Origin of the sequence: Photobacterium ganghwense (genome assembly GCF_003025595.1) — a bacterium.
GTDB classification, from domain to species: Bacteria; Pseudomonadota; Gammaproteobacteria; order Enterobacterales; family Vibrionaceae; genus Photobacterium; species Photobacterium ganghwense.
This window is the reverse complement of sequence record NZ_PYMI01000002.1, coordinates 341,533-354,850: the sequence shown is the minus strand read 5'-3', so window position 1 is coordinate 354,850 and position 13,318 is coordinate 341,533. Positions and strand designations below refer to the sequence as shown.

Below are 13,318 nucleotides of genomic sequence, written 5' to 3'. Positions count from 1 at the left end.
ACGGTTAGCATCTACTGATTTGCACGCGGCAATCCCCCATGCAGCAGTACGAAAGTGTTCACACCGAAGCTAGCGATACCGCTGCAACACGGTTTACAGCCCCATCTGCTGCTTATATTTCATGACCGCCTGTTCGAAAAACTCGCGTTCGTCATCGTCGTCAATCTTATTCGCGATCTCGGCAAATACCTCATATCCGACTTTGGCCTGTTTCACCTGCCAAACGGCATAAGCGGCTTGTTTGTCCAACTCTATCCGGTTTCGCTCTGCATCAGAGAGCAGTGTCAAATTATGCATGAGTCATGTCCTGCATGATTAAATCTCTATAACCGGGCGATTTTAGCGAAAAAAGTCACTAATACCAATTGTCACCAATGCCAATTATCACCACACTCACATGACGGCGTTGCGGACTCAGAATCCGAGCAGCCATTTAAAAGTCACAAAAAAGCCGACGACGATCGCCATAAACAACGCCACACTCAGCACCGGGCTCAGAGTTGATGTGGTCGGGTTTTGGATCGCATCTGCCAGCGTTGGCTCATCAGGCAAGCTTTCCCGTTGTTGATGGATTAACTCTGAAATGTAATGACGGATAGTTTCAATGGATTCATCTACCGAATCGATCACTTGTGCGCCCAACCATTTTTCACGATCAATCAGCAATTCCGGCGCAATATTTTTAGGGTCGGCAAAATGGCCGGTACGGCGGTCAATCACTGAAATCGCCAGCTCATTACCCTGAGCGCCCCACACCCAACAAGGCAGGTAGTTGCCACCAATATTGACCTGACTCGGATAGGGATAACCGGGATCATCCAGAAAGGTTTCAATTTTGGACTTAGACGACGTCAAATCGTGAATTTGTTGCAGGCCATGATCCAGCCAGTGAGGGAAGTTATTTCGAAAAGCGCTCTGACGCAGTGGTGCCAGCCTTGCTGCTCCGCGAACGATATATTCAATGACCTGCCTGCCTACAACCGATTGATCCGGCCAGCAACTTTGGGCCTGCTCCGCAGAAAGGTTCAGGTGCTGGCAAACCGTCCCAGTTGGTGCCACCATGCTAACCACACATTCATCCGCAGCTAACGCATCATGATGCCGGATTTTCCAGGGTTGACTGACTTCCTCAAGAATCACCCGGTTTACCTGGTCGACTGTGGATTGATAGTGTTCATAGTTGGTCATGGCTTTCCTCCGGTGAGCGCCTTCTCTTTCTGATTATTGTATAAGAGTGCGTGTCGGGCATCATTGATCAAAACCTTGTTTTACATCATGACTTTACGTCACAATGTCACAAATTGCGGCGTTTCGCTGAACCTGTCCTGAATACCTGTCATTATACACGCCGTACTCTGTCTCTGATGTGTCAGCTCAGAATCCGGATACTTTATGTCACCGCACGGGAAACGACGACTATGCCACCGATTAATCGCGACTCTTCTGACTCAGCTGAAAAAGCTGTATCGCAGCCAGGTGCAACGCCAAATCACAACGCTCAGCCACCCACAGTGGATGTATCATCATTACAGCTGCGCGCCCTGGCTCCGGCAGAAGCACCAATGAACTTACTGCTGGAAGCCGATCCTTCAACGGCCATGATTCAGACGTATTTGCCTGACTGCCTGATTTGGGGAGCGGAACTGCAAAAAGATGCGAAACCAACTGTGATGATTGGGGTTTGCGCTATCCAAATGCAGTCGGCACAACAGGCTGAGCTGATGAACATCGCCATCGAACCGGCGTTTCAGAATCAGGGGCTGGGCAGTGTATTCCTGCAGAAAATCATGGAAACCATGAAGCTTCAGGGGATTCGCTACCTGGAACTGGGAACCGGCACGTTCGGCCACCAGCTGACCTTTTATCAGCGCGCCGGATTCCGGGTTATTGCGGTAGAACCGGACTATTTTCTTCGTCATTACCCCATGCCACTGTTCGAAAACGGCCTTCAGCACAAAGACCGGCTTCGCTTACGGTGCGAACTGCAACGGCACAAACTCGCAACCGTTCCAACGTTGTGAACCGGCTTTTTGAAACCGCTTTCTGATAATAGGAGTTCAGCCAAACCTTGGAATACTCACTATGCGCGGGACATTACAGGCTCGCACCAATTCCCAGCAGGATCGCATTGTTCTTCACAGCCCCCATTTCGCGGTACTCATAGCCAAGGGAAATGTCGACAATCGGCAGCAAGGTAAAGACCACACCGGCACCGCCGGTAAAGCCCCAGCCGTCATCACTTTTGCCTGTGACCGGGTTGTCCACATCGTAGTCATAGTAGTTCGTGCCAGCTTTGGCGTACACAGAGCCAATCAGTAGAGGAATATCGCCCCGCAGCGTGAGAGGAAAAGCGGTGTAGTCAATGTCATTTTTAGCCGACTGCCCCCGGGCATCGACTTCTGCGCTGCCCTGCACCACTCCGGCATTGATGCTGAGAAAATCGTTGAACGGATACGAAGCGTGAACCCCATATTCGTAACCGTAATCGTCGTTCCCCTGATATTCAATTCTGGCGGCCCCAGCACTGGCGCCGACACTGAATCCCCAAATATCGGCTGAGGCGGGCATCGCCGCGATCAGCAACAAACCTGCTGCGTACTGTTTCATGATTTCTTTCCCTCGAAATGCTGCGGTACAAGCTGAAAAGCTAAAAATATCTTCATATCGCCAGGAGTGTGGTAACGGTTCAGACCACGCTGACGGGAACGTCTCGTCCCCTTAATTGGTAGTTCCAATCATGCCAAATTACCAATTTCACAGACAATTTCCTTGCCGGTGCTCACTGCGAAACCATCGCCTATGCTTATACCATTATGGTTCCTGAGGTAGCTTCTCTGATGCTCGCAGTTTTCAGGTTTACCTGCCTGCTTGGTTTTCTTGCTCTACTCAATGCCTGCGACCTGGGCCCATCCCCGGACGCTGACACGATTTATCTCAATGGCACCATTCTGACCATGGCCGATCCTCCTACCGCCAACGCCCTGTCCGTCCGGGATGGCAAAATCCAAGCCATTGGGACCCAGGATGGGGTTTTGCGGCACAAGGGCAATCACACCCGCGTCGTCGATTTAAACGGGCAAACCCTGCTGCCGGGTTTTTATGCCTCCCACACCCTGCTCGCAGCAGAAGTGGCCACAATGGGTTCAATGGAAGCGGCGCAAAATGCGTATGCCAGTCAAGGCTTCACAACGGTGGTTGACGGCTATGCTGATACCGCCAGTGTGAAACAACTGCAAGATGCGGCACTGAGTGACAAGCTGAGCCTGGATTTCATCGCACTGCCACTGTACAGCGACGCAGAAGCCTTACTGAAAGACAAAAGCTGGTCCTTTGGCAGTTACCGACGCCGGCTGAAACTGGGAGGCGTGAAACTGGTACTGGACGGTGACAGCAGAGATCTATCGGCCTGGCTGGCCTTGCCCTACCATTCCGCACCCGGTAAACCGGAGAACTGGCGCGGCGAACCGCTCATCCCCTTCAGTGAACTCGCCGCCTTTTACCGTCAGGCCATAAAACGTCATTTGCAGGTGTTTACCCATGCAGTCGGTGACGCTGCCATTGACGCGATTATTCAGGTTGCCTATGAAGTAAAACTCAGCGCCGAGCAAAACCAGCGCCATGTTGTGCTGTTCTCGCGGTTTATGCGGCGTAATCAGCTTGAGCAGTTTGCCAAACTGGGGCTCATTCCCTGCTTCAACAGCAGTCAAATTTACCTGCAGGGCGATGCCGATTTACAGTACGTTGGCCAGGCATCAGGTGAGTTTCAGAGCCCGATGAAGTCAGCGCAAACCCTGAACCTCCCTTTTTCTAATCACTGCCAGTTGCCACCACAGTCACAAGACAGCACCACAAACGGTAATAACCCGCCCCGCAGCGACGGCGACAGCGACAGCGACAGCGACAGCGACAGCGAAAGTAACGGTAACGATAACGGTAACGGTAGCGGTAATAACAATAGCAACAACGCTCCTCAATCCACTGAGCACTTGCCAGTCAGCCTGCTGGCGATCTGGAGCAGCGTAAACCGACTCAGCCAAAGCGGAGTGATCCTCGGACCGGATGAGCGAATTGATCCGGACACCGCCCTGAAAGCCCTGACGATTCAGGCGGCGTATCAGTTTTTTGAAGACGACACCAAAGGCTCCCTCAGCCCGGGAAAGCTGGCTGACATGGTTATCCTGTCCGACAATCCACTCACCATCGCCCCGGGCATGCTGAGGGAGATCCGAGTACTGGAAACAATAAAGGAAGGAAAAACCATTTTCAGTCAGCGTACCGCCGCCCCGGCCAGTGCGATATCTGATACCGCTCTGCCCGCCAAAGATACCGAAAAGGCCACCGAAACAGACACTTCAGAACCACCTGCGGCTGGGCATAGCTCTATCCCTCCGGTCAATTAATGGGCAGTTTTAACTCAATTCATGTGCTTCAGAAAAATGAAATGCATTACAAGATCACAAAATTTCATCCTTGTTACATTCAGGTTCATACATTACTTTCCAGATTCACAATAATCATTAATGATATGAAAATTAAAAGAATAATAATATTTACCGCCTCCAGATGGCGGTTTTTCAGGCTGTTTTGCGCAAACGATACCCCTCGCCTTTTCAACAGAATTAGTAATCAATGGGTGATTTTTGCTTAAAAGGACAGCAAAATGTGATCGTGATCGCGAGAAGGGGTGACAGCCTTGCTTACACTTCTCTCAACAACGGCGAACATTACAAAGGCGCGATACAGCAGCCACACTAAGCCGACTATTTAGTACGACACAAAGCTAGAGGGTAAACACATGAGCGAGATTCTGCTTGCAATGGTTGCAGGATTAATTGTTGGTCTATTTTTCTCGGCGGTTAAGCTGCCTCTTCCTGCACCTCCTGTGCTACCGGGAATCATGGGCATTGTTGGTGTTTACCTTGGCGGTATCGCGTATCAATCAATCGTTGAACGATTTTTCTCTTAAATTTCCGTCACTGACGAAAAGACAACAGAATCTGGAGTGAACTATGGCTACCCCACACATTAATGCTGAACGTGGTGATTTTGCAGAAACGGTCCTGATGCCAGGCGACCCACTGCGCGCAAAATTCATTGCCGAGACATACCTTGATGATGTCAAACTGGTTTGTGATGTGCGCAACATGTTCGGTTACACCGGCACTTACAAAGGCCAGCCAGTGTCTGTTATGGGCCACGGTATGGGTATCCCTTCGTGCTCAATCTATGTTCACGAACTGATTAAAGAATTTGGTGTGAAAAACATCATTCGTATCGGCAGCTGCGGCGCCGTGCATGATGACGTGAAGCTGATGGATGTCATCATCGGTATGGGTGCATCTACAGACTCCAAAGTTAACCGTATCCGTTTCAGCGACCATGACTTCGCCGCCATTGCAGATTTCGGTCTGCTGGAAACTGCAGTGAGCGAAGCACGTGCGCAAAACGTGCCTGTGCGTGTCGGTAACGTTTTCTCTGCTGACCTGTTCTACAGCCCGGAAGCGGATCTGTTCGACAAGATGGAAAAACTGGGCATCCTGGGTGTGGATATGGAAGCCGCCGGTATCTACGGCGTAGCGGCAGAACTGGGCGCAAAAGCCCTGACGATTCTGACGGTATCTGACCACATTAAGCGTGGTGAAAAACTGAGTGCAGAAGAGCGTCAGAAATCATTTGCCCAAATGATGAATGTCGCACTGGAAACAGCGATCAAGCTGTAATCCCAACCAAGATGCTTATCGGTAGCAGTCTATCGATAACAGCTTAACGGCGAAGAGTCTTCACCAGTGGTCGACGTTCCCCCCGATACGTCGACCACATTTTCCCCTTGGGAAGGCATATCCATAACCATAGAAGCGTGGAAGCTGCTGAAGCGGTGTTTCTGTGAGTATGGATATGACTGAAACGCAGAATAGTTAGTCTCTACAAGGATGCAGGGGCCACGACTCCGCTGCTCAATATTCTGTAAAATGTGGCGTCTTACACAATTTGAACGGTGGCAATCAGCCGCCGTGCGGACGAAATGACCACTGCGACTTGTAGGCACTAATGGTGTCGAGCCGGGGACCCACTCCGGATCGACACCTCCCCCCGACACCTGACCCTGAACAGGCACTTGTCTGTTGCTCGAGCTGAAGGAATTAGTTAGGTAGACATGAAGAATATGTGCCGCACCAACAATCACACGTCCCTGCTGCCTGAATCATGTAACGGGCACCAGCTGAATCATTGCAAAACGGTAAGTTGCGTCAACTTTGGCTCAACCGACACAGAGCATTATGTGCTGCAGCGCAACAATCCCAACAAGCCGATTCTGGTGTGCCGGGAATGCGGTGCGTTTCCGCCAATTATCAATAATCACGATGTTATCGCTGAAGTGATGCGCCTTAAACAGCAGCAGAACAGCGGCCTGCCAGCCTGCAGTCATCCGGACTGCGAAAACTTCGGTCTCCCGGTACTGACCCACCGCCATCTTTATCATGCGTTTGGTTTCAGCGGTGATCGCCAGCGTTATCGTTGCAAATGCTGCCAGGCAACCTTCGTTGACCGCTGGTCCGGGTTTAACGCCAAAAATCAGACCCAGCAAAAGCTGCTGGCCATGCTGTTTACCGGCTACAGCGTTCGCGACATCTGTCGCCGCCTGAGCCTTAATCCCAAATCGTTTTACGATCAGCTTTCCCATATTGCCAGTCGCTGCCGCCGCCAACTGGCGATGTTTGATGCCCGCCTGTGCAAGCATAGTGCTCACCTTTCCCTGGCATCTGATATCAGTGAGTTGCAGCCCAAAAGTGATAACGGCGTGCAGTGGATTGCCAGCTGTGAAGCGCGTTCAGGCTATGTGCTGGCGCAGGACATCAACTATCAGGCAACCGACCCGGACAGCCGCAGCGAACACCATGACCCTTACACCAACGGAACGCGTTTTATGGCGCCTCCGGCAGCACGGCTGGCAATTGTACCGACACCAAAACCCCTTGCGCTACTGGCACGCATTGATGCCATTTACCGCGAGGTCATGTCCCGTCCTAACCTGGAAGACCCGCTGTCAGACAAAGCCCGCCTGAACTACCCGACCAAAGGCTGTCTGATCCGTCCGCAATACACAGTGTATGCCCATTACATGCACCTGCAGGAAATGCTGGAAGATAACGAAGAACTGGCCATCTACATGCCACAGGAACCCCTGCTGCGCTCTGCCTGTATTTCAGTTTTCCGAGAGCGGGTCAAAAACAAGACCATTCATCCGGTCTATGTGGAAACCGATCCGGACTGGGAGCACGGCCAGACCGCCGGTAAAATTGATATCGTGCTGATGGGGTGGTGGCGCGATCGCTGGGCGTTTACCCGTCACGGTGATATCAGCAAAGGAATCTGCCATCTGGGTGGTGAAAAAGACAACGAGGCCAAGTGGCTGGCTATCGCACACCATGATGTGATCACAGATTACCAGCAACGTTTCCAGGATCAGTTCAGCCAGCTGATCAATGAGCCACGCCGTAAACTCAGACCGGGCGGCCTGTTACCTCTCATGGATATTTACCGCGCCTGGCACAACCTGTGCCATCAGGACAAAAGCGGCCTGACTCCGGCCCAGAAAGTCGGTCTGATCTGCGCCCCCCTTACTCTTGAGCAGCTGCTCAGTTAATTTCACGACTGACCGCACAATAATGATGGGGAGATCGTATTTCTCCCCCTAAAGCAACAAATTACATTGATCCTTTGCGGAACTATGTATCACACTCCATAGAGTTGTCTTGGCGAAAAAAACGACAACAGTCATCACAGAAATGGACTTTGGGGTGTGCCTTGGTAAATTTTCTACCCAACCGAATTAAGCCTATCTTACTGGGCAGTATGTTATTCATCGGGATTGTTCCCGCCCTGCTCTACAGCTGGGTCAGCAGTGAAAAACTTAAAATCGTCGCCACTGAGCAGATTTCTCAGGGGCTGAACAGCCGTACCAATCTGGCCGGTCATCATATTGATGACTTACTGTCCCGGCGTATGATCAGTATCCAGAAACTGGCACATTCGCCGGTGTTTGAACTCGCTCCAAAGCACATGTCAGATCCGAATTCTTTCATTACAGCTTACCTTGCGGAGCAAAGCCGGGTTGATCCGGCGCTGAGTGAGTTGTACGTGCTGGAACAGGCCACAGGTGGTAAACCAACGCTGACCGCCAGCTCCGTCACCACCGAAAACGATATTCCACAGAGCGCTCAACAGACAGAGCAGGCTTTGTTTGCCTCACTGGCCCAGGCAGGCTTTCCTGATCTGACATCAACCCTGAATGCCCTTTCGCTATCTGCCCAAGTAACCGGAACAGATTCCACGCAGCTTCAGCTCTCCTCCATAAGCGCACCAGCCAGCGAAAACCAAGGGCTAAACCAGACTCAGAATCAGAATAACCAGAACGCTGCCCCGACCATCGCCGTGTCTGCCCCCCAATATGATGCAGACAACGCCTTCCTTTACCTGATCCATCCGATTAAGCAGATCGATACCAACACCATCCCGGGCAGGGTTTCCCGCTTTCTGGTACTTCGCTACCAGTTGAATGAAATCAATCGTCAGTTGCACTTTCTGGAAAAACACATCCGAAACATTGATTACGTCTTGCTGGTTGATGCTCAGGGCAAGCCAGTACTGACCGGTCGACATCAGGGGCAGAAGCTGGCTGTTTTCCGTCAATTCACCGCCTTTTACCAGCAAAATGGCCTGAGTCAACGCCATGAAGAGATGACGGAACTCCTGAGCTACCAGACGCCGGAAGGACAAACCATGGTGGTGTCATTGGCCTCGTTAGACACCGTTCATGCTGGTGTAACAGGCCTGCCGCAGTGGTCGCTGGTTTCCATTACGCCCAGAGATACCGTCACAGCCGTGATCGGTTATCTGCAGCATTACTTCCTGCTGGCACTGTTGGCTACTGCGGTTGTGGTCATTATTCTCGCCCTGACACTGACCCGCCGCATCACGGTTCCGCTGGCGAGGCTGTCCCGTTTCGCAGCCCAGTTCAAGCTCGGAAATTATGATCGTAATGATAATTTCCGTGGCCCGCACGAATTTCAGGTACTGAACGATGCGCTGAATCAGGGCGCGCAAAAAATCTCGCTGGATACTCAACGACTCAATCAGGCACTGCATAAAGCAGAAACGGCTGATCGGGCCAAATCGGTGTTTCTGGCAAACCTGTCCCATGAGATCCGCACCCCAATGAACGGTATGCTGGGGCTGTCTCAGTTACTGCTCAAAACACCGCTGAGCAAAGAGCAGGAGCAACATCTGCGCACGCTGCTCGACTCCGGCAAACACATGATGGCCCTGCTCAATGATATTCTGGACTTCTCCAAAATTGAGCAGGGGCAACTGAAACTGGACCCGTCACATTTCTGCTTTACCGATCTGGTGGGTGCCATTGAGAGTACTTACTTCTCGCTGGCCAAAGAAAAAGGCATCGACTTTACCATTCAGTGTCAATTCAAACGGCAGCAATGGTTCTATGCCGATAAGGCCCGTATTCGCCAGATTCTGTTCAACCTGATCAGCAATGCCATCAAATTTACGGAAAAGGGAAAAGTCGACGTCACGTTGCAACTGGCACCGACCGACACCGATAAGGAATTGATCCTCACGATCATCACGCAGGATACTGGAATTGGCATTCCGGCAGACAGGATCGGGCTGATCTTCGACCCGTTTGCGCAGGCAGAGGCATCCACCAGCCGTCGTTTCGGCGGCACCGGATTAGGGCTGAGTATTGTTAAACAGCTTGCGAGCCTGATGAACGGTGACGTGACCGTGAGCAGTGTTCAAGGTGTCGGTTCGTGCTTTACCGTCACACTCAAGGTCCGTGAAGGCAACTACGTCAAAGAAGACTCCTCAGATATCGAGCTGGATCGCCAGGCTTTTGCCGGGTTACGGGTACTGATAGTAGAAGACAACCATCTGAACGTCATGATCATCGATACCTTCCTCAAACAGCGGGGCTTTATTACCACTATCGCCGAAAACGGTGCCGATGCCCTCAATGCCATGCAGCAGTACGCGTTTGATCTGGTGCTGATGGATAACCACATGCCGGTCATGGATGGGATTGAAGCGATTCAACGTATCCGAAAACTGCCGCCTCCGGCCTGCGCGACCCCAATTTTTGCCTGTACCGCCGATGTGTTTGCCGAAACACAGCGCAACATGATTAACGCCGGGGCTGAATGCGTTATCACCAAACCGCTGGATGAACGTAAGCTGGTTGATGCCCTGCAACGTTACCAACACCCAATCACCCGGATGGCTACGCTGCATGCTGAGGCCAATACACTGCACTATGCCGACCTCCCCCCTGAGACGGCATCCGAGCCGCTGCAAGACCAGCAGCAAACTAACGACCAAACACTTGTGTTTCCGACCGCAACAGCCGGATCACACTTGTCTTCCCCGTCATACGGCCAAACGCAATCTGAGCCTGAAGGATCAGACTGTGAATGTGCACTGGCTGACAAGCCACGCACTTTGACTGCTGACACATCAGAGGATGCCATGAATAACAATCTAGATGAGATGTCGCCACCTGTGACGCTGGCTGATAAGCATTTTCAGGAGCTGGATGTCAGTGGAGTGCTGGATATGATGGATGACGATCACGACATCGTGGCGCATTTCCTGACGATGTTCAGTGATGAGCACCAACATGATGCCAAGCGCTTCCGTGACGCTGTTGAAAAACAGGATTTTGATCTGGCTGTACTAATCAGCCACTCGTTGAAAGGCGCTTCTGGCAGTATCTGTGCCATGCCATTGCACAATGCCGCCAAGGCCGTTGAGCTGGCTGTCAAAAAGCAACGGATTCCGACTGAAGACGAAATCCAGGCTATGGAACAGGCATTACAGCGACTGGTAAGCGAGATTCGCACTCAGCTGACACTGCAATAATTCGTGCAGCCCTGATAACACTGAACGGTATTCATACATCCTGAAATTCTGGGATGGCTTGGCTTCTGAGTACTCAACACCGCTGAAGGCGAAACAAGCTTTCAGCGGTGTTGACTTTCATTTGGGGCATCTTTTAGATGAGGTCTGACTTTCAGTTGGACTGCAGCTTCATGTTGTTAGAGGCATTCGCTTCAGCGCTGCGCCATCGTTCAGGCACAATCAGGGCTTACGACCAGAGAACAGAGCCACACAACCGATCACGTCAATCTTCACCTCAGCAAAATGCGTTTTTAAGACCGACTCCAACGCCACGACGTCATCCAGCTCGTTACTGAAAATACCTTTTTTGTTATAGATAGCCATCAGCTTCTTCGCGAAGGCATTTTTTGGCGTCCCCTGCCCCAGAATAGTGCTGCCGAAGACCACGCCACCATCATTCATCACCGCTTTAAGATGCGAGAAAACAATTCCTTTCTCGGCAATATCCCCCGGCAGGCAATGCAGCAGGTAGTTGATACTGACTGAATCAAACTTTTCACACGGCAGGTTGAAAGGCTCTAGTACATTTCGGCAATACTGTTCCGGATTAAGGTGAGATATCGCCTGGGCGGCTGTGCTCAGGCTGTTTTCATTCAAGTCCACCAGTGCGACCCGCCGGGTCTTTGCAGACAGCCCGTGTTTTAAATAAAACCCGGTTCCCACTCCCACATCCAGATGGTTTGCCGATACCTGCTCTGCAAACCGCTTGCTGATAAGATGAGTCGGACACTTCCATAAATAGTGGTTGGAAACCCCTAACACCCACCAATCATAAATAGCCAGCACCGCTTTTGAGTAAATGGCCTGACCGGCAACCACATCGTTTTTATTCATTTTATTATCAATATCACTTACAAAGGGTAAGGAATTTACCTGAATATCAATAACGATCAAAGCATACCAGTCCCGGTTTTTATCAGTCTTATCAATAAGTACAGCAAGGCGACCCTACATCCCTTTCTTCAATTATCTTTTTTCAATCCAGATCCTGTTAACCAGCCCAAAATGATTCCTATTTCCTGCCACAAACAGGAATCAGATATTTCCTCGTCACCCCTTGAGCCCATTCTCAGAATCTCTTTCCAGATACCATTAAGATAAGGAAAAAATAACAAACATAACAATAAGAAGAGAGATACGATCACCATGCGAAAATTAAGTGATTTTGATTTAAAACTGCTGCAGGTTTTTACCACCATTGTGGAAACCGGGGGATTTTCTGCGGCCCAGTTTGCCCTGAATATGCATCAGTCAACAATTAGTACCCGCATGCATGACCTGGAAGTGCGATTGGGGATGACCTTATGCCAACGCGGACGACGCGGCTTTCGGCTGACGCCGGATGGCGAAAAAGTCTACGCACTGTGTCAGACCCTGTTTCAGCACATCAACCACTTTGAAAATCAGATCGACGGTATCCGCAAAGTGTCTCACGGGCATATTACGCTGGCACTGACCGATAACCTGGCCACGAACCCTGATTGTCACGTTCAGCAGGCCATACGCGCTTTTTGTGCCCGCTACTCAAAAGTCACACTGGAAACCGTGGTATGGGACTCCTATCAGATTGAGATGATGCTCTTGGAGGGGAAAATAGAGCTGGGCATTACCTCATCAGAGGTACAAAAAGATGGATTAACCTACACACCGTTGTTCAGCGAGCATCAGAGCCTGTACTGCGCCAGCGACCATCCTATCCTGCAGCACCCTAGCCCAATCACCGAAGACGATCTGATGCTGTATCCGCTGGTTGACCGCGGTCTATCCCACCACATCACCCCACTCAGCCACTGTGAAGCTATGCCGCATCTGGCCAGTAGCACCAATATGGAAGCAACTGCGCACCTGCTGCTGTCCGGCAACTTCATCGGGTATTTGCCGGATCACTATGCGGCAATCTGGGTTAACCGGGGCGAGTTAGTCAGAATCGTGGCACCTGATTGGGAATACAAGGCCGATTTTCATCTCACTACGCTGGATAACAAAGAGCACTCACTGGCTGCTACCAAGCTGATTGAAGCTATTGTGGAAAACCATATCGACCACAAAGCTTACCTGGCAACCTCATAGCGTCTAGTTCAGACTCCACCGATGACAGGATGGCCAACGCGACCTGCCATCGGTTCCAGTCGCTCGTTTTTCGCGCTATTTTTGTAGCGGTTTCTTTTCAAAACGACTGGCAACTCCCACTATTTACATTAATTGCATCGACTCAAATTCGGTCTGACACTGATAAGATAGTTTTTAATCAAAAGGCATAATTGCCAAGAAGTGCAGCACACAAGTTATCACCCGTTATCTTATTAACATCAAACTACTCAAGGTTTAAACTCAGCATTCGTAATAT

The 13,318-nt window shown here is 50.9% G+C and carries 11 protein-coding genes; 7 read left to right on the top strand and 4 right to left on the bottom strand.

What is annotated here, in order from left to right; all coding sequences use genetic code 11:
* Nucleotides 1–93 precede the first annotated feature (93 nt).
* Nucleotides 94–297 carry a DUF3283 family protein gene (locus tag C9I92_RS07445; protein WP_047885185.1) on the bottom strand — a complete coding sequence of 68 codons (204 nt, stop codon included), beginning with the start codon at nt 295–297 and terminating at the stop codon, nt 94–96.
* A 117-nt stretch (nt 298–414) separates the two neighbouring features.
* The gene (locus tag C9I92_RS07440; RefSeq protein ID WP_047885186.1) at nt 415–1,188 is read right to left on the bottom strand and encodes a hypothetical protein; all 774 of its coding nucleotides are present in this window, start codon (nt 1,186–1,188) and stop codon (nt 415–417) included.
* Between the two features lie 230 nt (nt 1,189–1,418).
* Between C9I92_RS07440 and C9I92_RS07435 the strand changes: the two genes are divergently transcribed.
* Nucleotides 1,419–2,021: a GNAT family N-acetyltransferase gene (locus C9I92_RS07435; protein ID WP_084712551.1), complete on the top strand. Its 603-nt coding sequence runs from the start codon at nt 1,419–1,421 to the stop codon at nt 2,019–2,021.
* A 73-nt stretch (nt 2,022–2,094) separates the two neighbouring features.
* On the opposite strand, the gene C9I92_RS07430 is transcribed toward C9I92_RS07435, so the two are convergent.
* On the bottom strand, nt 2,095–2,607 hold the full coding sequence (locus C9I92_RS07430) for a porin family protein (protein ID WP_047885187.1): 513 nt from the start codon (nt 2,605–2,607) through the stop codon (nt 2,095–2,097).
* Between the two features lie 230 nt (nt 2,608–2,837).
* Between C9I92_RS07430 and C9I92_RS25575 the strand changes: the two genes are divergently transcribed.
* The 5 genes from C9I92_RS25575 (at nt 2,838) to C9I92_RS07405 (ending at nt 10,932) form a co-directional block, all read left to right on the top strand.
* Nucleotides 2,838–4,400, top strand: coding sequence for an amidohydrolase (locus C9I92_RS25575; protein ID WP_047885188.1), 1,563 nt, complete (start codon nt 2,838–2,840; stop codon nt 4,398–4,400).
* Nucleotides 4,401–4,795: 395 nt separating this feature from the next.
* Nucleotides 4,796–4,966 (top strand): XapX domain-containing protein, encoded by a 171-nt coding sequence (locus C9I92_RS07420; RefSeq protein WP_047885189.1) that lies wholly within the window; start codon nt 4,796–4,798, stop codon nt 4,964–4,966.
* Between the two features lie 43 nt (nt 4,967–5,009).
* Nucleotides 5,010–5,720, top strand: a complete 711-nt coding sequence (deoD, locus tag C9I92_RS07415; RefSeq protein WP_047885190.1) for a purine-nucleoside phosphorylase — start codon at nt 5,010–5,012, stop codon at nt 5,718–5,720.
* A 434-nt stretch (nt 5,721–6,154) separates the two neighbouring features.
* Nucleotides 6,155–7,645: a lactate dehydrogenase gene (locus C9I92_RS07410; protein ID WP_047885191.1), complete on the top strand. Its 1,491-nt coding sequence runs from the start codon at nt 6,155–6,157 to the stop codon at nt 7,643–7,645.
* A 161-nt stretch (nt 7,646–7,806) separates the two neighbouring features.
* Complete coding sequence (locus tag C9I92_RS07405) at nt 7,807–10,932, top strand: ATP-binding protein (protein ID WP_146149672.1); 3,126 nt, start codon at nt 7,807–7,809, stop codon at nt 10,930–10,932.
* Nucleotides 10,933–11,151: 219 nt separating this feature from the next.
* On the opposite strand, the gene C9I92_RS07400 is transcribed toward C9I92_RS07405, so the two are convergent.
* The gene (locus C9I92_RS07400; protein WP_047885193.1) at nt 11,152–11,805 is read right to left on the bottom strand and encodes a class I SAM-dependent methyltransferase; all 654 of its coding nucleotides are present in this window, start codon (nt 11,803–11,805) and stop codon (nt 11,152–11,154) included.
* Nucleotides 11,806–12,117: 312 nt separating this feature from the next.
* Between C9I92_RS07400 and C9I92_RS07395 the strand changes: the two genes are divergently transcribed.
* A complete protein-coding gene (locus C9I92_RS07395; RefSeq protein ID WP_047885194.1) occupies nt 12,118–13,041 on the top strand; it encodes a LysR family transcriptional regulator in 924 nt (307 codons plus the stop codon).
* The last annotated feature ends 277 nt before the right edge of the window (nt 13,042–13,318 follow it).